General features: G+C 65.7%; 22 protein-coding genes. 15 read left to right on the forward strand and 7 right to left on the reverse strand.

Annotated features, from left to right (window positions below):
• Positions 1-83 precede the first annotated feature (83 nt).
• The 5 genes from trpB to purB form a co-directional block, all read right to left on the reverse strand.
• Positions 84-1,304: a tryptophan synthase subunit beta gene (trpB, locus tag SALA_RS05375; RefSeq protein WP_041383730.1), complete on the reverse strand. Its 1,221-nt coding sequence runs from the start codon at positions 1,302-1,304 to the stop codon at positions 84-86.
• Positions 1,305-1,406: 102 nt separating this feature from the next.
• Positions 1,407-2,036, reverse strand: coding sequence for a phosphoribosylanthranilate isomerase (locus tag SALA_RS05380; RefSeq protein WP_041383113.1), 630 nt, complete (start codon positions 2,034-2,036; stop codon positions 1,407-1,409).
• 141 nt (positions 2,037-2,177) lie between these two features.
• On the reverse strand, positions 2,178-2,852 hold the full coding sequence (pyrF, locus tag SALA_RS05385) for an orotidine-5'-phosphate decarboxylase (RefSeq protein WP_011541369.1): 675 nt from the start codon (positions 2,850-2,852) through the stop codon (positions 2,178-2,180).
• Complete coding sequence (locus tag SALA_RS05390) at positions 2,849-3,202, reverse strand: lipopolysaccharide assembly protein LapA domain-containing protein (RefSeq protein WP_041383732.1); 354 nt, start codon at positions 3,200-3,202, stop codon at positions 2,849-2,851. Before SALA_RS05390 ends, pyrF begins: the two co-directional genes overlap by 4 nt.
• A gap of 67 nt (positions 3,203-3,269) precedes the next feature.
• Positions 3,270-4,586, reverse strand: a complete 1,317-nt coding sequence (gene purB, locus SALA_RS05395; protein WP_011541371.1) for an adenylosuccinate lyase — start codon at positions 4,584-4,586, stop codon at positions 3,270-3,272.
• Between the two features lie 191 nt (positions 4,587-4,777).
• Here purB and SALA_RS05400 point away from each other — a divergent pair, with 191 nt between their 5' ends.
• Positions 4,778-5,248 carry a calcium-binding protein gene (locus SALA_RS05400; protein ID WP_285840029.1) on the forward strand — a complete coding sequence of 157 codons (471 nt, stop codon included), beginning with the start codon at positions 4,778-4,780 and terminating at the stop codon, positions 5,246-5,248.
• Between the two features lie 152 nt (positions 5,249-5,400).
• Here the strand turns inward: SALA_RS05400 and radC are convergent, their stop codons facing one another.
• Positions 5,401-6,084 (reverse strand): RadC family protein, encoded by a 684-nt coding sequence (radC, locus tag SALA_RS05405; RefSeq protein ID WP_041383114.1) that lies wholly within the window; start codon positions 6,082-6,084, stop codon positions 5,401-5,403.
• A gap of 54 nt (positions 6,085-6,138) precedes the next feature.
• Between radC and SALA_RS17080 the strand changes: the two genes are divergently transcribed.
• The 10 genes from SALA_RS17080 to SALA_RS05445 all read left to right on the forward strand — a co-directional run bounded on the left by SALA_RS17080 (position 6,139) and on the right by SALA_RS05445 (position 12,848).
• Positions 6,139-6,297, forward strand: a complete 159-nt coding sequence (locus tag SALA_RS17080) for a hypothetical protein (RefSeq protein ID WP_153802643.1) — start codon at positions 6,139-6,141, stop codon at positions 6,295-6,297.
• Positions 6,298-6,362: 65 nt separating this feature from the next.
• Positions 6,363-6,776, forward strand: coding sequence for a hypothetical protein (locus SALA_RS16695; protein WP_011541374.1), 414 nt, complete (start codon positions 6,363-6,365; stop codon positions 6,774-6,776).
• Between the two features lie 130 nt (positions 6,777-6,906).
• Positions 6,907-9,462 carry a YdbH domain-containing protein gene (locus SALA_RS05415; protein WP_011541375.1) on the forward strand — a complete coding sequence of 852 codons (2,556 nt, stop codon included), beginning with the start codon at positions 6,907-6,909 and terminating at the stop codon, positions 9,460-9,462.
• Positions 9,459-9,671: a YnbE family lipoprotein gene (locus SALA_RS16700; RefSeq protein WP_084764677.1), complete on the forward strand. Its 213-nt coding sequence runs from the start codon at positions 9,459-9,461 to the stop codon at positions 9,669-9,671. The genes SALA_RS05415 and SALA_RS16700 overlap by 4 nt, the downstream gene beginning before the upstream one ends.
• A gap of 14 nt (positions 9,672-9,685) precedes the next feature.
• Positions 9,686-10,090: a YdbL family protein gene (locus SALA_RS05420; protein ID WP_011541377.1), complete on the forward strand. Its 405-nt coding sequence runs from the start codon at positions 9,686-9,688 to the stop codon at positions 10,088-10,090.
• Between the two features lie 212 nt (positions 10,091-10,302).
• Positions 10,303-10,623, forward strand: coding sequence for an AtpZ/AtpI family protein (locus SALA_RS05425; protein WP_011541378.1), 321 nt, complete (start codon positions 10,303-10,305; stop codon positions 10,621-10,623).
• Between the two features lie 68 nt (positions 10,624-10,691).
• The gene (locus tag SALA_RS05430) at positions 10,692-11,477 is read left to right on the forward strand and encodes a F0F1 ATP synthase subunit A (RefSeq protein ID WP_011541379.1); all 786 of its coding nucleotides are present in this window, start codon (positions 10,692-10,694) and stop codon (positions 11,475-11,477) included.
• Between the two features lie 40 nt (positions 11,478-11,517).
• A complete protein-coding gene (locus tag SALA_RS05435; RefSeq protein WP_003044110.1) occupies positions 11,518-11,745 on the forward strand; it encodes a F0F1 ATP synthase subunit C in 228 nt (75 codons plus the stop codon).
• Between the two features lie 79 nt (positions 11,746-11,824).
• On the forward strand, positions 11,825-12,325 hold the full coding sequence (locus SALA_RS05440) for a H+-transporting two-sector ATPase subunit B/B' (RefSeq protein ID WP_011541380.1): 501 nt from the start codon (positions 11,825-11,827) through the stop codon (positions 12,323-12,325).
• Entirely contained in the window at positions 12,318-12,848 is a 531-nt protein-coding gene (locus SALA_RS05445; RefSeq protein WP_011541381.1) for an ATP synthase subunit B, read from the forward strand. Before SALA_RS05440 ends, SALA_RS05445 begins: the two co-directional genes overlap by 8 nt.
• Before the next feature lie 246 nt (positions 12,849-13,094).
• Here SALA_RS05445 and SALA_RS05450 read toward each other — a convergent pair whose 3' ends face one another.
• Positions 13,095-13,814, reverse strand: coding sequence for an SDR family oxidoreductase (locus tag SALA_RS05450; RefSeq protein ID WP_041383115.1), 720 nt, complete (start codon positions 13,812-13,814; stop codon positions 13,095-13,097).
• A 70-nt stretch (positions 13,815-13,884) separates the two neighbouring features.
• Between SALA_RS05450 and uvrC the strand changes: the two genes are divergently transcribed.
• The 4 genes from uvrC to leuB all read left to right on the forward strand — a co-directional run bounded on the left by uvrC (position 13,885) and on the right by leuB (position 18,136).
• Positions 13,885-15,819, forward strand: a complete 1,935-nt coding sequence (gene uvrC, locus SALA_RS05455; protein ID WP_011541384.1) for an excinuclease ABC subunit UvrC — start codon at positions 13,885-13,887, stop codon at positions 15,817-15,819.
• A 106-nt stretch (positions 15,820-15,925) separates the two neighbouring features.
• Positions 15,926-16,318 (forward strand): PaaI family thioesterase, encoded by a 393-nt coding sequence (locus tag SALA_RS05460; protein ID WP_153802644.1) that lies wholly within the window; start codon positions 15,926-15,928, stop codon positions 16,316-16,318.
• Positions 16,306-16,920 (forward strand): DNA repair protein RecO, encoded by a 615-nt coding sequence (locus tag SALA_RS05465; RefSeq protein WP_041383116.1) that lies wholly within the window; start codon positions 16,306-16,308, stop codon positions 16,918-16,920. Before SALA_RS05460 ends, SALA_RS05465 begins: the two co-directional genes overlap by 13 nt.
• A 169-nt stretch (positions 16,921-17,089) precedes the next feature.
• The gene (gene leuB, locus SALA_RS05470) at positions 17,090-18,136 is read left to right on the forward strand and encodes a 3-isopropylmalate dehydrogenase (RefSeq protein ID WP_011541387.1); all 1,047 of its coding nucleotides are present in this window, start codon (positions 17,090-17,092) and stop codon (positions 18,134-18,136) included.
• Positions 18,137-18,139: the final 3 nt, after the last annotated feature.

The raw sequence follows: 18,139 nt of genomic DNA on the forward strand, positions 1-18,139 counted from the left end.
CCTCATCCAACTGCGCCTAGGCGGCTGCGCCGCCAAGGCTTCGTATCCTTCTCCCTTCAAGGGAGAAGGGTTTGCATGGGCGCTCACAGCTTCACCCCCAACGCATCCGCGACCGTTGCAATATCCTTGTCCCCCCGCCCCGAGCAATTGACGATGATGATCTTGTCCTTGCCCAGCGTCGGCGCGATGCGCTCTGCCGCAGCAATCGCGTGGGCGGACTCCAGCGCCGGGATAATGCCTTCGAGCCTGGTGAGCTTCTGGAAGCTTGCCAGCGCCTCGGCGTCGGTGACGGGCTCGTAGCGGACGCGGCCGATGTCGTGGAGCCAGCTATGTTCGGGGCCGATGCCCGGATAGTCGAGGCCTGCCGAGATGCTGTGCGCTTCGGTGATCTGGCCGTCCGCGTCCTGCAACAGATAGGTCTTGTTGCCGTGAAGGATGCCGGGTTTTCCGCCCGCGAGGCTCGCGGCGTGCTTGCCGTCCAGCCCTTCGCCCGCGGCTTCGACACCGACGATTTCGACGTCCGTGTCATCGAGGAAGGGGTGGAACAGCCCGATCGCGTTCGATCCGCCGCCGACCGGGGCGATCAGCATGTCGGGGAGGCGGCCCTCCGCCTCCAGTATCTGTTCGCGCGCTTCGTCGCCGATCACCGACTGGAAATCGCGGACGAGCTGCGGATAGGGGTGCGGCCCGGCGACGGTGCCGATGATGTAGAAAGTATCGTGTACATGTCCGACCCAGTGGCGCAGCGCCTCGTTCATCGCATCCTTCAGCGTCCTGGCGCCGCTTGTCACAGCGACGACTTCGGCGCCGAGCAGCTTCATGCGGAACACATTGGGCTGTTGCCGCGCGACATCGACCGCGCCCATGAAGATGGTGCAGGGCAGGCCGAAGAGCGCGGCGACGGTCGCGGTCGCAACGCCGTGCTGGCCCGCGCCGGTTTCGGCGATGATCTTGGTCTTGCCCATGCGCTTGGCGAGCAGGATCTGGCCGATGCAATTGTTGATCTTGTGCGCGCCGGTGTGGTTCAGATCCTCGCGCTTGAGGTAGATTTTCGCGCCGCCGAGGTCGTCGGTCAGCCGCTGCGCCAGCCACAGCGGGCTGGGGCGACCGACATAATGTTTCAGCAGATAATCGAACTCGGCCTTGAACGCCGGGTCGGCCTGTGCGGCGCGATAATGGCGTTCGAGGTCGAGGATCAGCGGCATCAGCGTTTCGGCGACATAGCGGCCGCCGAACCGGCCGAAATGGCCGCGATCATCAGGACCGGAGCGAAGGCTGTTGGGCAGGGTCGGGGCGTCGGTCATCGTCATATCCATCGGTTACGGGTGGGCATTCACTTGAAGAGCAGGTCTCAAGCGATCAGCGCCATCGTTTCCCGATGCGCAGGACGAGGGGTCGCAGCGTGGTCATCTGCCGACCGCTTTAAGGAAAGCGGCGATCTTGTCCATATCCTTGACGCCCGGCGCGCTTTCGACGCCCGACGAGACATCGACGAGCGGCGCGCCGGTTTCGGCAATCGCCTGGGCGACATTGGCGGGGGTCAGACCGCCTGCGATACCCCAATCCATTGTATGCCGGTGATTTTTCAGCAGCGACCAGTCGAAGCGCGTGCCGGTGCCCCCGGGCAGCGCGGCGGCGGGTGCGTCGAACAGGATGCGGTGGGCAATCCCGTGATATTTCTGCATCCGGGTCAGCGTTTCGGCGTCCTTGAGCCCGATCGCCTTCCAGATTTCGGCGGGGGTCAGCCGTTTGACCACTGTCAGCCATTCGGGGGTCTCGCTGCCGTGGAACTGGACGATGTCGGGGCGCACCATGCTAAGCGCCTCGCCGGTCAGTTGCTGCGAGGCGTTGACGAGCAGCAGCGCGACCTTGACGTGCGGACCCGCGCGCTTGCGGAGCTCGGCCGCGGTCCTGAGGTCGACGTGCCGCTGGCTTGGCTCATAATGCACAAGGCCGATGTGCGTCGCGCCGAGGCGGATGGCGGCATCGACGCTTTCAGGCGTGGTAAGGCCGCAGATTTTGACGAGAGGGGACATTGTTGGTCTCATTTGACGTCATTGCGAGCGGAGCGAAGCAATCTCCAGCTATTAGCGTAGCGCAATCTCGATAGCTGGAGATTGCTTCGTCGCCTTTGGCTCCTCGCAATGACGATGGCTATGGAAACGAACGGAAATGAATCAGAGCGTCGCTTCAATCTCGCGCGCCGCAAGGTCGGGGTCGGACGACTGGGTGATCGGGCGGCCGACGACGAGGATCGAGGCGCCGTCGGACATCGCCTGCGCGGGCGTGACGATGCGTTTCTGGTCGCCGATCCGGCCGTTTGCGGGGCGCACGCCGGGGACGACGAAGAAGCCGCCGGGCCACGCCTTGCGCGCCGATTTCACTTCCTGACCCGAACAGACAATGCCGTCGAGCCCGGCCTCACGCGCCAGCGCGGCAAGGCGTACGACCTGATCGTGCGGCGTGCCGGTGAGGCCGATGTCTTCAAGATCGGGCGCGTCGAGGCTGGTGAGCACGGTGACGGCGATCACTCTGGTATCCTTGCCCGCAACCGCTTTCGCTTCTTCGAGCATCGCGCGGCCGCCCGCGGCGTGAACCGTCAGGATCGCGGGTTCGAGCGGGCGCAGCGCCTGGATCGCCTTTGCCACCGTATTCGGAATGTCGTGCAGCTTCAGGTCGAGGAAGATCGGCAGGCCGAGCTTCGCCATTTCATGGACGCCATGATGGCCGTTGGCGCAGAAAAACTCGAGCCCCAGCTTCAGCCCGCCGACATGATGCCGCACCTTTTGCGCCAGCGTCAGAGCGGCGTCGAGATGCGGGGTGTCGATGGCGAGATAGATGGGCGAAGTCATGGCTTGTCCGGGGCGAAAAGGTCGGTGGGGGCAGGGGGAATGTCGTTGACCGGTGCCGTGGCCGAGGGCGCGGGCGCCGGTTCGACGGGGCGGTGCGCGAGCGCGCGCAGGTCGGCGGCCTGCCGCTCGATGGCGTCGAGGCGGCGTTTCAGCGACCAGCGTGTCGTGCGCAGCGCAATCCACATCGGCACCGCGCCGATCAGGAAGGCGGCGAGGATGACGACGGGCAGCTTGGTCTCCGCCTCCCAGCCCGGCCAGATCGTCACGGTGACAACCTGCCAGTTCGCCATCGCGAAGATGACCAGCACCGCGGTCAGCACCACCCAGATGATCGTTCGCAGGATGCCCACGTCGTCTTCTCCCTCGTCGGTCCGGCGCGGACAGTATGACAGATTGCGCGGCGATTCCACCCTGTCGCTAGGCGGCGCCGAACACCCGGTCGAAGATCGTGTCCACATGCTTCATATGATAGTCGAGGTCGAAAAGTTCCGTGAGTTGATCGGCCGACAGGCGCGCGGTGACGTCGGCGTCGGACTTGAGCAGTTCGAGCAGCGAGAGCTGGCCGTCGCTTTCCCATACTTTCATCGCGTTGCGCTGGACGAGCGCATAGCTGTCTTCGCGGCTGGCGCCCGCCTGCGTCAGCGCCAGCAGCACCCGCTGCGAATGAACGAGCCCGCCCATGCGATCGAGATTTTTCTGCATCCGGTCGGGATAGACGAGCAGCTTGTCGATGACCCCGGTGAGGCGCGCGAGCGCGAAGTCGAGCGTGATCGTCGCGTCGGGGCCGATGAAGCGTTCGACCGACGAATGGCTGATGTCGCGTTCGTGCCACAGCGCGACATTCTCCATCGCGGGCGTGACCGCGCTGCGCACCATGCGGGCAAGGCCGGTGAGGTTCTCGGTGAGCACGGGATTGCGCTTGTGCGGCATCGCCGACGAACCTTTCTGGCCCGGCGAAAAATACTCTTCTGCCTCCAGCACTTCGGTGCGCTGAAGGTGGCGCACCTCGACCGCAAGCCGCTCGATCGACGAGGCGATCACGCCGAGCACCGCGAAGAACATCGCGTGACGGTCGCGCGGGATCACCTGCGTCGAGACGGGCTCGATCGACAGGCCCAGCTTGGCGGCGACATGCGCTTCGACGCGCGGATCGATATTGGCGAAGGTGCCGACCGCGCCGGAAATGGCACAGGTCGCGATTTCGGCGCGCGCCGTCTGGAGCCGCGCCTTGCAACGCGAAAACTCGGCATAGGCTTCGGCCATCTTGAGCCCGAAGGTGACGGGCTCGGCGTGGATGCCGTGGCTGCGCCCGATCGTCGGGGTGAGCTTGTGCTCGAACGCGCGGCGCTTGATCGCGGCGAGCAGCGCCTCGAGGTCCGCGAGCAATATGTCGGCGGCCTGCGCCAGCTGGACCGCGAGGCAGGTGTCGAGCACGTCGGAGCTGGTCATGCCCTGGTGCATGAAGCGCGCTTCCTCGCCGACATTTTCGGCAACCCAGGTAAGGAAGGCGATGACGTCATGCTTGGTCACGGCCTCGATCGCGTCGATTGCAGCGACGTCGATCGCAGGCCTGGTCGCCCACCAGTCCCACAGCGCCTTTGCCGCCGATGGGGGCACGGTGCCGAGTTCGGCGAGCGCGTCGGTCGCGTGGGCTTCGATCTCGAACCAGATGGAGAAGCGATTCTCCGCCGACCAGATCGCCGTCATTTCCGGCCGTGCATAACGCGGAACCATTGAATTTCCTTCCTTTTCTGGCGCCTTGTCGCGGATTCCCGGCGGAACCGCGACGGGGCGCCCCCTAGCAGGGACGGGGCGTTTCGCCAAATGCCGCGGCGCCGCAACTTTGGCGAAAAGCGGCGGGTTGCTTTCGTGCCCCATCATCAAGGCGACGGGCCACAAACCATCAACGTCGCCGTCAGAGGAGAATGATCGTGCTGAAACAATTTCTTTTGATCGGCGCCGCCGCCGTCAGTATCCCGGCGCTGGCGCAGACGACCCAGCCGACCGGCGATTCCGCCAACCCGCCGACGACCATGGAACCGACCGCTCCCGCGCCCATGCCCGATACAACCGCTCCGGCTCCGGCTCCCGATGCCTCGACCCCGCCCGCCGCGAGCGAGGCGGCGCCTTCGGGAACGGCGGCCACCCCGGCGCAGATCGCGCAGATCGTCGACAGGGAGTTCCCAACCTATGACGGGGACGGCAATGGCGACCTCAACGAAGCCGAATTCGCCGCGTGGATGAAAAAGCTGCGCGCCGCGACCGATCCGAGTGCCGATCCCGAATCGGCTGCGGTGAAGGCGTGGATCGGACAGGCCCACGCCGCCGCCGACGCCGACAGGTCGGGCGCGGTGAGCAAGGCCGAACTCACCGCCTTCCTGTCGCGCGGCAACTAATTCCCTCGCGTGCCCGTGCTCACGCGCGAACGAGCAGCCGCCGGAGCGATCCGGCGGCTGCTTTGGGGTGCTGTCGAGCCGCTGCCGATCGTCCGGGCGCGATGATGTCCCCGGCATGGACCAGACCCGCGAGGCGCTTCTCCGAGCGGGCTTCAGAGCAGGCCGAGGGCGCGGAAGCTGCGGTAATCCGATCCGGCGACGATGATATGGTCGTGCAGCACGATACCCAGCCGCGTTCCGGCCTCGGCAATCTCGCGCGTGACTGCGATGTCCTGTCGGCTGGGTTCGGGGCTGCCGCTTGGGTGGTTGTGGACGATGATGATCGCCGAAGCGCCAAGTTCGAGCGCGCGCCGGATCACTTCGCGCACATAGATGGCCGACTGGTCTATCGACCCCTCGCTCGCGAGCTCGTCGCGGATCAACATGTTGCGCGAGTTGAGATAGAGGATCCGCACCCGCTCGACGTCGATCGGCCCCATATCGGCGCGTAGCCAGTCGAGCAATGCGTCCCAGCTCGACAGCAGCGGCTTGTCGCGAAACTCGCCTTTCAGAAGGCGCAGGCTGCTGGCCTGGACAATTTTGAGGGCGGCGATGCCGGTGTCGCCCAACCCGTCGACGCGGCGCAGCGATTCGGGGTCGGCGCTCACGAGCTGCGCCAGCGAACCGAACTCGCGCAGCAGCGCCTTGGCGAGCGGTTTGGTATCGCGGCGCGGAATGGCGAGCGCGAGGAGATATTCGACCAGTTCATAGTCGGCGAGACCGTCGGCGTCTTCGAGCAAGCGCGATCGCAGCCGTGCGCGATGCCCAACGTGGTCCGGTGTCTCGCTGTCCCCCATCGAGCCGGGAATAACCGCCTTGTCCGGTGCACTCAACGGCAATAGGACGACAAGATGGCAAAGCGGACCAGTTTGCTGGAGCGAAACGCGATTTCCGGCGTTGTTGTCCTGCGCGGGGTGGGGCCGAGGGACCATATGTCGTACGCCATGACGTCATTCGACGCCTTTTCGATCCGGCAGCAGGTGCCCGCCTTTTCACGAGCGATGACGTGACGGGGGGTGATTCGTCGACACGGCGTGGATGGCATCGCGGGAAACTGCTGTTCAGGAAGCGCTGGATGACAGCGGGTGCGGTGGCTGCGCTGGCGGCGGCAACATGGCTGGCGCGCGAGCCGATCGCGGACGAGTTCATTCGCAGCCAGCTTGAAAGCCGCGCCGTTCCCGCGCAATATCGCATCGACGCGATCGGTTTTCGCAGCGAAAGACTGTCGAACATCGTGATCGGCGATCCCGCACGCCCCGACCTGACCGCCGCAACGGTCGAGGTGCTGCTCGGCTATGGCCTGGCTGGCCCCTATGTGTCGGAGATCCGCGCCGAAGGCGTGCGCCTCCATGGTCGTTTTGTCGATGGCCGCCTGTCGTTCGGGGTGCTCGACAGGTTCCGCGACCCCGAAAGCACCGACCCCTTTGCCTTGCCCGACATGGCCGTGATCTTGCGCGACGCGCGCGCGCGTCGAGACGCCGTGGGGTGATGTCGGTGCGGCGCTGAACGGTTCGGGCAATCTGCGCGACAATTTTGCCGGCAGGCTCGCGCTCGTCGCTCCGGAGCTGTCTGCGGCGGGATGCAATGCGCGCGGGGTCAGCTTTTACGGCGATCTGCGCGTGCGCGACGTGCGCCCCACGCTGGTGGGGCCGCTGCGTGGGCAGTCGCTGGATTGTGGCGACGGGGCGCTGCGCGCCGAATCGCCCGCGATTGCGCTCGACCTGTCGCTCTCGGAGGATTTGCAGGCCTGGCGCGGCAGCGCCGACGCGGGCATGGCCTCGCTCGCGGCCGCTTCGCTCCGCGCCGACCGGCTCGGCGTGCTGGCGCGCTTCAATGGCAGCGCGGTGCAAACCAGAATCGACCTCGATGCCGAAATGGCGCGGCTGCGCGGCCCCGATTTCGCCGCGGACAAGCTGCGGCTGGCGGTGAAGGGTAGCGTCGGCAGCGCCGCGCCGCGGTTCGACGGGACGGTCGATTTCGCGAACGCCCGCCTGAGCCTGTCGGCGCGGCGCGCGATCGCCGGCAGTTTGCGCGGCGCCAGAGATACGCCGCTGGGTCCGCTCGCGGCGAAGGCGGCGGTGGCGGTCGAGCGCGCGCTGGCGAGCGTGAACGGCGGCGCTGCGTTCCAGCTCGCGGGCGAAGGGCCATTGGCGCGCATCGACCTGATCGCGCCGCGCCTGACCAGCGCGAGCGGCGCGCGCTTTGTCGGCAGTGCCGACAGCCGCATCGGCTATCTCTATGCCGCCGAGCGGCCCGCGTGGCTTGCTGCGGGCGAATGGCGTCTCGGTGGCGGCGACCTGCCTTCGGGGACGCTCAATCTCGACCGGCGCGCCGACGGCACGCTTCAGGGCGAAGCGCGATTGGCTGCGTATGAAGCCGGCGACAGCCGACTGGCGCTGGATCCGGTGCGCTTTTCGGGCGGTCCCGGCGGCGCTTTGCGCTTCGCCACGACGGCGCTGTTGTCAGGACCGCTTGGCGATGGCCGGGTTGAACGGCTGCGTGTGCCGCTCGCGGGGACGCTGGCGCCGACCGGTGCGTTCGCGCTCGATGGCGGGTGCCACCGCGTCGGCGCCGACCGGATCGAAGTCGGCGGCGTCCGGCTGGCGCGCAGTGTGCTCGACCTGTGCAGCCGTCCGGGCGCGCCCCTACTGAGCACCGGGCCGCAGGGGCTGCGCGGCGCGATTCGCGTACCGCGCATCGCATTCGCCGGAACGAGCGGCGAATCACCGCTTCGGATTGCGAGCGGTCCCGCGGCCATAGACCTGGCGACGCTGCGCTGGTCGCTCTCGGACGCCGATGTCCGGCTGGGCGAAGGTGAGAGCGTTACGCGCTTCACCGCCGAGCGTATCGCGGGACGCCCGGCGGGAGGGGCAATGGCGGGCGAGCTTTCGGGCGCAGCAGCAAAAATCGGTGCGGTTCCGCTCGACATGAGCGAGATCGCCGGGCAATGGCGCTGGGCGAATGGCGCGCTGACGCTGGATGGCGGCCTGACGCTGACCGATGCCGCGGCGCCCGATGCGCGCTTCTATCCGCTGGTCAGCCGCGATGCGGCGCTGCGCTTTGCCGATGGTGCGATCGAGGCGACCGCGGGCTTTGCCGAACGGACGACGGGGACCAGGATCCTCGACACCGTGATCCGTCACCGCTTCGCCGACGGTAGCGGCGCCGCCGACCTGACGATCGACGAACTGCGTTTCGACGAGGCCTTCCAGCCCGATCAGCTCACCTATCTCGCCAAGGGCGTCGTCGCCAATGTGCAGGGATCGGTCGTTGGTGACGGCCGGATCGAGTGGGGCGCCGCGGGCGTCACCAGTCGCGGCACCTTTGCTACCGCCGGCGCCGACCTTGCCGCCGCTTTTGGTCCGGTGAAAGGGCTCACTGCGACGCTCAGCTTCGACGACCTGATCGGCCTCCGCTCGGCGCCGCATCAGATTGCGCGGATCGATGAGGTCAACCCCGGCATCCCGGTGCGCGAAGGCGTGATCGAATATAGCTTGCTCGGTGACAATCGCGTGCGGATCGAGGGCGGCCGCTGGCCCTTTGCGGGCGGCGAACTGTTGCTCCATCCGACGACGCTGAACTTCGCCGCCGACCAGCCGCGACGGATGACCTTCGACGTCGTGGGCGTCGATGCGGCGGTGTTTCTGCAAAGCTTCGACTTCGAGAATATCAACGCAACGGGCAAGTTCGACGGTACGTTGCCGGTCGTGTTCGACGGGCTGGGTGGGCGGATCGTCGGCGGGCGGATCGACGCGCGCAAGGGCGGCGGTACGCTGGCCTATGTCGGCGAACTATCGAACCGCAATCTCGGCACGATCGCCAATTTTGCCTTTGGTGCGCTGCGCAGCCTGAAATATGACGATCTGACGATCGTGCTCAACGGGGATCTCGACGGCGAAATGGTGACCGATATCCGATTCGGCGGCGTAGGACAGGGGGAGGGCGCGACGCGCAATTTCCTGACCCGCCAGGTGGCCAAACTGCCGCTGGTCTTCAATGTGAAGATTACCGCGCCCTTCCGCCAGTTGCTTACATCTGCCAAGGGATTTTACGACCCGTCGTTGTTGATCGAACAGAATCTCCCCGCGCTGATGCGTGCGCAGGAAGAAGCCGAGGCCGCCGCGCGCCGCACCGCCGTTCCCGTTCAGCCCCCAGAAAGCGAGCCTGTGCAATGACATCGACCAAGACCGGAGCAAGGAGGCTGACCGTAACGTCGCGCTGTCTGGTGGTGATGGGGATGTCGACCCTTGCGGGCTGCGTCCAGATCGACACGCCCGACAAGCCGATCGAAATCAACCTGAATATCAACATCCGTCAGGAAGTGGTGTACAGGCTGGATGGCGATGCCAAGAAGCTCATCGAGCAGAATAGCGAGATATTCTGATGACAGGAAAGCTTATGATGCGTTTGAAAATGGGAAAGCCGACCGGTTGGGCGCTGGCCGCCGTTGCCGCGACCGCGGCGGTTGCGCTCGCCGTGCCGTCGGCGATGGCACAGCGCGACCCGGCCTATGCTGCGGCGCGCGCCGCGGGGCAGATCGGCGAACAGCCCGACGGCTATCTGGGTTTCGTCACCGCGCCGACGCCGGCGATCCGCGCGCTGGTGCAGGACATCAATATCAAGCGCAAGGCCGCCTATACCGAACGCGCCCAGGCGACGGGCAGCACGGTCGAGCAATTCGCCTTCACGAGCGGCTGCAACCTCATCGCGAGCACCAGGCCCGGCGAAAAATACCAGACGCCCGGCGGCGTGTGGAAGACGCGGGATGAAGGCCCGCCCGAGCGCGACGCCCGCTGCCCATAAGGATTTGACGCATAACGGGGCCCTGCGGGGCCCTCCAGATGCCGCCGCGCCCCTAAACGCGGCGGCATTTTTGTGGGCATAAGCAGAAGCATTGACTTAATGGGACGGCGTTCCTAAACGGGCCGCGCCTTAGGGGTACCCCGAATTTTCGGGCCTTTTTTCGCAGGCGGAATCGGGGCTTTCCGGTTTCGTTTCAGAAGGATGGCGAGGGAATGACGGGCAAGGGCAGCGATCCGGAACTTGGCTCGGAGGATTCGCGCCTGGTCTCGCTCGAAGAGCGATTGGACCGGGCCGAAGCCGCAGAGGCAAAACGGACCGCAGTGAACGCCGGACCGGAATCCGATGCCAATTACCGGCTCGGCAACCGGGTGCTGGCGGAGCTGCTGGGCGGATTGATCGGCGGCGGCTTGATCGGCTGGCTGATCGACCGGTTCGCTGGCACCGAACCCTGGGGGCTGTTGGGCATGTTGTTCATGGGGATCGTCGTGGCGTTCCGGAACATCATCCGCCTGACAACAACGCCCCGCAAATAGCGGGACGCAAAGGACATTATTGGCGGGACGGCCGGACGCGCCGCCCCGCATTGCGCGTGGAGTGAAGAGTGGCGGCGGAATCCGGCAAGATCGACCCGATGCACCAGTTCGAGGTGACCCCGCTCGGCGGCGGTTTCAACCTTGGCGGGCAAGAGGTTCTATTCACCAACAGCGCGCTTTGGATGGTCGTTGCCGCGATCACGCTCGGCCTGTTCATGTGGGGCGGGATGCGCCGCCAGCTCGTCCCGGGCCGCTGGCAGGTCGCGGTCGAAGGCTTCACCGGCTTCATTTCGAGCATGATGATGGCGAATATCGGCACCGAAGGCCGCAAATATACGCCCTATGTCTTTTCGCTCTTCATGTTCATCCTCTTCTGCAACCTGCTCGGCATGTTGCCGCTGGGTGTGCTGGGGCTGCATCCCTTCACCGTCACCAGCCATATTGCGATTACCGGCGTCCTCGCCCTGATCAGCTTCGCGATCGTCCTTGTCGTCGGTTTCTGGCGCCATGGCCTCCATTTCTTCTCGCTCTTCGTGCCGCACGGCACGCCGCTGCCGATGATCCCGATCATCGCGCCGATCGAGTTCGTGTCCTTCATGGTCCGACCGTTCAGCCTCGGTCTGCGTCTGTTCGTCGCGATGACGGCGGGCCACGTGTTGCTGAAGGTGCTTTCGGGCTTTGTCATCAACGGTTTCAACGCTGAAACCCTGTGGCTCGGTTCGATCGTGTCGGTGCTCAGTTTCACGTTGATGATCGGCATCAGCGCGCTCGAACTGCTGGTCGCCGGCATTCAGGCCTATGTTTTCGCCCTGTTGACCTCGCTTTATATCAATGACGCGGTCAACCTCCACTAATCCCGTTTATAACAAACGTTTATACCAAGGAGTTACGATAATGGACGCAGAAGCAGCAAAGCTGATCGGTGCCGGTCTCGCCGCGATCGGTGCCGGCATGGCCGCCATCGGCGTGGGTAATGTGTTCGGCAGCTTTCTCGAAAGCGCGCTGCGCAACCCGGCCGCCGCCGACGGTCAGCAGGGCCGCCTGTTCATCGGCTTCGCCGCTGCCGAACTTCTCGGCCTGCTGGCGTTCGTCGTCGCGATGATCCTGCTCTTCGTCGTCTGATTTCGACGATCGGTGATGCCGGACCTTCGGGACCGGCGTTGCCGACAGCAGCTTTTCAAGTTTTCAAGGTTCGCCTTCCATGCCCCAGATAGCCCAGCTCACCGCTGACAATTGGTATCTTGCCTCGCAGCTTTTCTGGCTGCTGGTCGTGTTCGCCGGCATTTACGTCGTAATCGGCCGCGGCATGTTGCCGAAGATCGAGGCGACGGTGGACGCGCGCGACCGCAAGGTTGCCGACGATCTGGCGGCGGCAAAAGCGGCGCATGCCGCTGCCGACAAGCTGGAGGAAAGTTATCGCCAGCAGGGCGAGGCAAGCCGCGCCGCCGCGCAGAAGGCGGTGGCCGAAGCCAGGGACAAGGCCGCGAAGGACGCCGAAAAGCGTTTGGCCCGGATCGATGCCGAACTCGCCGCCAAATTGTCGGCGGCCGAGGCTGACATCGCGGCAGCGCGCTCGTCGGCGATGGCGGAAATCGAATCAGTCGCAGCCGAAGCAGCGGGCGAACTCGTAGCCAAGCTGTCGGGCGTGAAAGTTGCTGCGGCGGATGCCAAGGCGGCAGTTAAGGCGGTGCTTCATGGCTGATTTCACCCTGATCCTTGCCGAAGGCGTTGTCGAACCGACGGCCTTCGGTCTCGACGCGACCGTATGGGTCTCGATCGCGATGCTCGTCTTTCTGGGCATTCTGGTCTGGAAGGGCGTGCCCGGCGCGATCGCCGCGATGCTCGACAAGCGTATTGCCGAGATTTCGAAGCAACTGGGTGAAGCCGAACAGCTGCGCCTCGACGCCGAATCGCTGAAGGCGGAATATGAGGCGAAGCTTGCCGACGCGGCTAAAGAAGCCGACGAGATGCGCGCGCGCGCTGACGCCGAGGCCCAAGCGCTGGTCGCCAAGGCCAAGGCCGATGCAACCGCGCTGATCGCACGCCGCAAGCAGATGGCCGAAGACCGTATTGCGGCCGCTGAAGCCAATGCGCTCGCCGAAGTCCGCGCGGCGGCCGTGAAGGCCGCGACCGAAGCGGCCGCGAAGCTGATCGCCGACAGGCATGACGTTGCCGCCGACAAGGCGCTGGTCGATCAGGCCATCGCGAGCATCGCCAAGGGGTGATCGCTCCGGCCTTGCCAAAAACAGAGCGCCCGCGGATTTCCGCGGGCGATTTGCCGTGGGCGGTTTCGCCGGGGTGTTATGGCTGGAAACGACCGATAGTTTCCTTTGCCGCCTTTCCCTAACCCGTTCGCATCGAGCGAAGTCGAGATGCCCCTCTGGCTAGGATTAGCGCCGATGGGTGTCTCGACTTCGCTCGACACGAACGGAAAGAGAGGAACGTCCGCACCCCACCCCAAAGCCGCCCAGTCAAAACCGGATCATGATCCGCCGTGCCAGCGCGGGCGAGATGCTGTGGACGAGCTGGAGCATTTTCACCATGCCGACATTGACTTCGCTTTTGCCGGTGCGGATGCCGTGGACGATTTCGGCGGCGCAGGCGTGTGCGCTCATTTTCTTGCCTCCACGGCCAGCCGTCATGTTCGTTTCGACGACGGGCGGCAGCGCTTCGATCACGCGGATATTGCTGTCCTTCAGCAGATGCCGGATCGCCTGCGTATAGCTGCGCAGCCCCGCCTTGGTCGCGCAATAGATCGCGCTTCCTGCGCGCGGCGCTATCGCGAGGCCGGAGGTGATATTGACGATCGCCGCCTCGGGCCGGGCGCGCAAGGTCGGGAGCAGGCGGGTGCAAAGCGCAACTGGTGCGTCGAGATTGGTGCGAATGCAATGACTGGCGCTTTCGAGCGTTTCGAGTCGATCGAGGTCATAATCGCTGCCGATCCCCGCATTGTTGACGAGCAACGCGAGCGGCTTGCCGACGACGCCGCCAACCACCGCGTCGATTCCTGCGGTTGTCGACAGGTCACCCGCGATGGTCCCGAATCCCAGCGCGGCCATCGCCTGCAACTTGTCCGGCGATCGCCCGGTGACGATCACATCGGCGCTCGCAGCCTGCAACTGCAGCGCGATCTCGCGGCCGATGCCATCGCTGCCGCCGGTGACGAGCGCGAGTATTCCGCGTAAGTTCATGCAACCCCTCCCATGGGCTTTTGCCGCGCACACTATGGCGGCTCGCCTCGCCTTCGCCTACATGCAATTCATGGTTCGCCCCAACGCTCCCGACCGGTTCAACGAGGAAAAGGCCACCTATGTCGTGCGCGGCGATGGCGAGGGGGGCGACAAACCCGATCTCGACCGCGGTGCCGAGGTGATTCGCAGCGTCGTGCGCAAATTGCCTGCGCGTCCGGGCGTTTACCGGATGCTCGATGCGCGCGGCGACGTGCTCTATGTGGGGAAGGCGCGCGCGCTCAGGAATCGCGTCACCAGTTATACCCAGGTCGCGCGCCTGCCGCAGCGATTGCAGCGGATGGTCGCACAGACGCGCGCGATGGAGATCGTCACGACGACGAGCGAAGCCGAAGCGCTGCTGCTCGAAGCGCAACTCATCAAACGGTATCGTCCGCCCTACAATGTGTTGCTGCGCGACGACAAAAGCTTTCCCTTCATCCTGCTGCGCACCGACCATGATTTCCCGCGGGTGCAGAAACACCGCGGCGCGCGGCGCGCCAAGGGGCGCTATTATGGGCCGTTTGCGAGCGCGGGGTCGGTCGCGCGCACGCTCAACGCGCTGCAAAAGACCTTCCTGCTGCGCAGCTGCACCGACAGCTTTTTCGCCAACCGCTCGCGCCCGTGTCTGCTTTACCAGATCCGCCGCTGCTCGGCGCCGTGCGTCGATCGCATCTCGAAGGAGGATTATGCCGGGCTGGTCAGCGACGCGCAGGACTTTCTGGAGGGCCGCTCGACCGCGGTGCAGAAACGCCTCGGCGAAGCGATGACCAGGGCGGCCGACGCGATGGATTTCGAGCAGGCGGCGGTGCTGCGCGACCGGCTGAAGGCGCTGACCTTCATCCAGGGCAGCCAGTCGGTCCACGCCGACGGGCTGGGCGATGCCGATGTTTTTGCGCTCGCGGCGAAGGGCGGGCAGCTGTGTATCGCCGGTTTCTTCATTCGCGGCGGGCAGAATTGGGGGCATCGCAGCTTCTTTCCGGCGCATGTCGCCGGCGTACCCGAGACGGAGGTCATGGCGAGCTTCCTGATGCAGTTTTACGAGGGCGTGCCGCCGCCGAAGCTGATCCTCGTCGACCGCGAGCCCGACGAGAGCGCGTTGCTGGCCGAGGCGCTGGGCGAGACGGCGGGGCGCAAGGTCGAGATCAGCGTGCCGCAGCGCGGCAACCGCAAGCGCCTGCTCGATCAGGCGGTGCGCAACGCGGGCGAGGAGCTCGACCGGCGGCTCGCCGAGAGCAGCAGCCAGGCGAAGCTGGGGCGCGAGCTGGCGGACCTGTTCGATCTGGAAAACCCGCCGCAGCGGATCGAGATTTACGACAACAGCCATATCCAGGGCACCAGCGCCCTGGGCGCAATGGTCGTCGCAGGGCCGGAGGGGTGGATGAAGGGCGCCTATCGCAAGTTCAACATCAAGCGCGCCGAGACGCAGCCCGGCGACGATTTCGCGATGATGCGCGAGGTATTCCAGCGTCGCTTCGCGCGCGCGATCGAGGAAGATCCCGAACGGACGAAGGGCGAATGGCCCGATCTGGTGCTGATCGACGGCGGCAAGGGGCAGGTGTCGGCGGTTGCGGCGGTTTTTTCCGAGCTGGGTATCGACGACCTCCCGTTCGTCGGCGTTGCGAAAGGCCCCGATCGCAATGCGGGACGCGAGACCTTTTACCTGCCCGACGGGCGCGAGTTCACGCTGCCGACCAACAATGCCGTGCTCTTCTATATCCAGCGGTTGCGCGACGAGGCGCACCGTTTTGCGATCGGCGCGCACCGCGCGAAACGCGCGAAGGCGATGGGAAGCTCGCCGCTCGACGAAGTGCCCGGCATCGGCCCGGCGCGCAAAAAGGCGCTGTTGATGCATTTCGGCACCACGCGCGCGATCAAGGGCGCGAGTCTGGAGGATTTGCAGAAGGCGCCGGGGGTGAGCGCGGCGGTGGCGCAGGCGGTGTATGATTTCTACAATCCGGGAGGGTGAGCATTTTTTCATCGTCATCCCGGCGAAGGCCGGGATCTCACCCTGTCGCCCGGACGCAACGGCGAGACCCTGGCCTTCGCCAGGGTGACGGAATAGGAGAATGTATATGAACTTCGCCGCCACCATGCCGCTTGCGGGCACGCTCGGCGTGACGATCGACGAGGCGAGCAGGGATCGCGTCGCGGGGAAGCTCCCCGTGCGCCCCGAAATCTGCACCGCGGGCAACATCGTCCATGGCGGCGCGATCATGGCGTTCGCCGATTGCCTTGGCGCGGTCGGAGCCTTCCTCACCTTGCCTGAAGGCGCGAGCGGCACGACGACGATCGAGAGCAAGACGAATTTCCTCGGCGGCGGGCCTGTCGGTTCGGTGCTGGCGGGGGAAGCGACCCCGGTGAAGATCGGCAAGCGCCTGTCGGTGTGGCAGACGCGCATTCGTACCGACGAGGGCGCCGACGTTGCGCTGGTGACGCAGACGCAGCTGGTGCTTTGGCCAGCCTGAGCGCCGACGCCATCGTCTGCGCGGTGCGCGCGCATGGCGAGCATGGCGCGATCCTGCGTGCGCTGACGCACGAGGCGGGGCTGGTCGCGGGCTATGTCCGCGGCGGGCGATCGCGGCGGCTGCGGCCCATATTGATGCCGGGCAACCGCGTTGCGCTGGAGCTGCGGTCGCGCACCGAAGAGCAGCTTGGCGGCGCGACGGTCGAGCTGCTGGAAAGCCGCGCGCCCTTGCTCGGCGAACCGTTGGCGGCGGCGGCGATCGACTGGGTGACCAGCCTGACGGTGGCCGTCCTGCCCGAAGGACAGCCCTTTCCGGCCCTTTACATTGCGCTGTCAGCGGTGCTGGAAGCGATCGGCGTTGCCCCATCGGCGCGGCAATGGGCGCTCGCGCTCGGCCGTTATGAACTGTTGCTGCTCGCCGAACTGGGGTTCGGCCTCGAAGACAAGCCCCGCGCGGCATCGAGTCCCTCCATGGCCGAAATGCTCGACTTCCTGTCGGTCACCGGGCATTTCATCGACCGCGACCTTCTCGACGGGCGCAATCGTGCCTTGGCGGGCGTAAGGCAAAGATTGATCGACCGGCTGGGTAGGGTGGTTGCCTGAACTCCTGCCCCTGTCTAGAGCGACACCGTCAGACCAAGGCCGCACGCCCGTTCCGTTTGTGCCGAGCTTGTCGAAGCACCGTCCCGTCACCGGACGGCGCCAGAAGAGAAGAGCGGCCCTTCGACATGTTCCGGGCGAACGGCCTTTTTTGGACGGGAAGGGTGAACTGTTGAATATCCTGTTGCTCGCTGGCGACGGCATCGGTCCGGAAATCATGGCGGAAGCCGAGAAGGTCATCGCGGCGCTCGCACTCCCCGTCGATCTGGATCGCGCGCTTGTGGGCGGTGCGGCCTGTGCGGCGACCGGCCATCCGCTGCCCGCGGAAACGCTGGCGAAGGCGAAGGCCGCCGATGCGATCCTGTTCGGTGCCGTTGGCGACCCGCGCTTCGACAATGTGGAGCGCCATTTGCGGCCCGAGCAGGCGATCCTTGGCCTGCGCGCCGAGCTTGGCCTGTTCGCCAACCTGCGCCCCGCAAAGCTGTTTTCCGGGCTGGAGGATAGTTCGGCGCTGCGCCCCGAAGTCGCGTCGGCGATCGACCTGCTGATCGTCCGCGAGCTTAATGGCGACGTCTATTTCGGCGAAAAAGGCACGCGCACGACCGCCAGCGGCGAACGGCAGGGCTATGACATCATGTCGTACAGCGAAAGCGAGGTGCGGCGCATCGCGCATGTCGCGTTCAAGGCGGCCGCTGGACGGAACAAGCGGCTCTGCTCGGTCGACAAGGCGAATGTGCTCGAAACCTCGCAGCTGTGGCGCGACGTCGTGATCGAAGTGGCCGCCGACTATCCCGACGTGGCGCTTGCCCACATGTATGTCGACAATGCCGCGATGCAGCTGGTACGCAATCCGGGGCAGTTCGATGTCGTCGTCACCGGCAATCTGTTCGGCGATATCCTTTCGGATCAGGCGTCGATGTGCGTCGGCTCGATCGGGCTGCTCGCGTCGGCGTCGCTGGGCGACGGCACGCGGGGGCTGTATGAGCCGATCCACGGCAGCGCGCCCGACATTGCGGGGAAGGGCATTGCCAATCCGCTGGCGATGATCTTGTCGCTTGCGATGCTGCTCCGCCATTCGGGGGGCGACGAGGCCAATGCGGCGCGGATCGAGGCAGCGGTGGCACAGATACTCGCCGACGGCTGCCGCGGCGCCGACCTGGGCGGAACGATGGGCACGGCGGCCTTGGGCGATGCGGTCGTGGCGGCTTTGAACGGATAGGGC

This window comes from Sphingopyxis alaskensis RB2256, assembly GCF_000013985.1.
Taxonomy (GTDB): domain Bacteria; phylum Pseudomonadota; class Alphaproteobacteria; order Sphingomonadales; family Sphingomonadaceae; genus Sphingopyxis; species Sphingopyxis alaskensis.

Bases quoted from the DNA above. Each gene is read 5' to 3' on its own strand.
- trpB (WP_041383730.1), bottom strand. From the start codon at position 1,304: ATGACCGACGCCCCGACCCTGCCCAACAGCCTTCGCTCCGGTCCTGAT.
- SALA_RS05380 (WP_041383113.1), bottom strand. From the start codon at position 2,036: ATGTCCCCTCTCGTCAAAATCTGCGGCCTTACCACGCCTGAAAGCGTC.
- pyrF (WP_011541369.1), bottom strand. From the start codon at position 2,852: ATGACTTCGCCCATCTATCTCGCCATCGACACCCCGCATCTCGACGCC.
- purB (WP_011541371.1), bottom strand. From the start codon at position 4,586: ATGGTTCCGCGTTATGCACGGCCGGAAATGACGGCGATCTGGTCGGCG.
- SALA_RS05400 (WP_285840029.1), top strand. From the start codon at position 4,778: ATGATCGTGCTGAAACAATTTCTTTTGATCGGCGCCGCCGCCGTCAGT.
- radC (WP_041383114.1), bottom strand. From the start codon at position 6,084: ATGGGGGACAGCGAGACACCGGACCACGTTGGGCATCGCGCACGGCTG.
- SALA_RS17080 (WP_153802643.1), top strand. From the start codon at position 6,139: ATGGCAAAGCGGACCAGTTTGCTGGAGCGAAACGCGATTTCCGGCGTT.
- SALA_RS16695 (WP_011541374.1), top strand. From the start codon at position 6,363: ATGACAGCGGGTGCGGTGGCTGCGCTGGCGGCGGCAACATGGCTGGCG.
- SALA_RS16700 (WP_084764677.1), top strand. From the start codon at position 9,459: ATGACATCGACCAAGACCGGAGCAAGGAGGCTGACCGTAACGTCGCGC.
- SALA_RS05420 (WP_011541377.1), top strand. From the start codon at position 9,686: ATGATGCGTTTGAAAATGGGAAAGCCGACCGGTTGGGCGCTGGCCGCC.
- SALA_RS05425 (WP_011541378.1), top strand. From the start codon at position 10,303: ATGACGGGCAAGGGCAGCGATCCGGAACTTGGCTCGGAGGATTCGCGC.
- SALA_RS05435 (WP_003044110.1), top strand. From the start codon at position 11,518: ATGGACGCAGAAGCAGCAAAGCTGATCGGTGCCGGTCTCGCCGCGATC.
- SALA_RS05440 (WP_011541380.1), top strand. From the start codon at position 11,825: ATGCCCCAGATAGCCCAGCTCACCGCTGACAATTGGTATCTTGCCTCG.
- SALA_RS05445 (WP_011541381.1), top strand. From the start codon at position 12,318: ATGGCTGATTTCACCCTGATCCTTGCCGAAGGCGTTGTCGAACCGACG.
- SALA_RS05450 (WP_041383115.1), bottom strand. From the start codon at position 13,814: ATGAACTTACGCGGAATACTCGCGCTCGTCACCGGCGGCAGCGATGGC.
- uvrC (WP_011541384.1), top strand. From the start codon at position 13,885: ATGGTTCGCCCCAACGCTCCCGACCGGTTCAACGAGGAAAAGGCCACC.
- SALA_RS05460 (WP_153802644.1), top strand. From the start codon at position 15,926: ATGAACTTCGCCGCCACCATGCCGCTTGCGGGCACGCTCGGCGTGACG.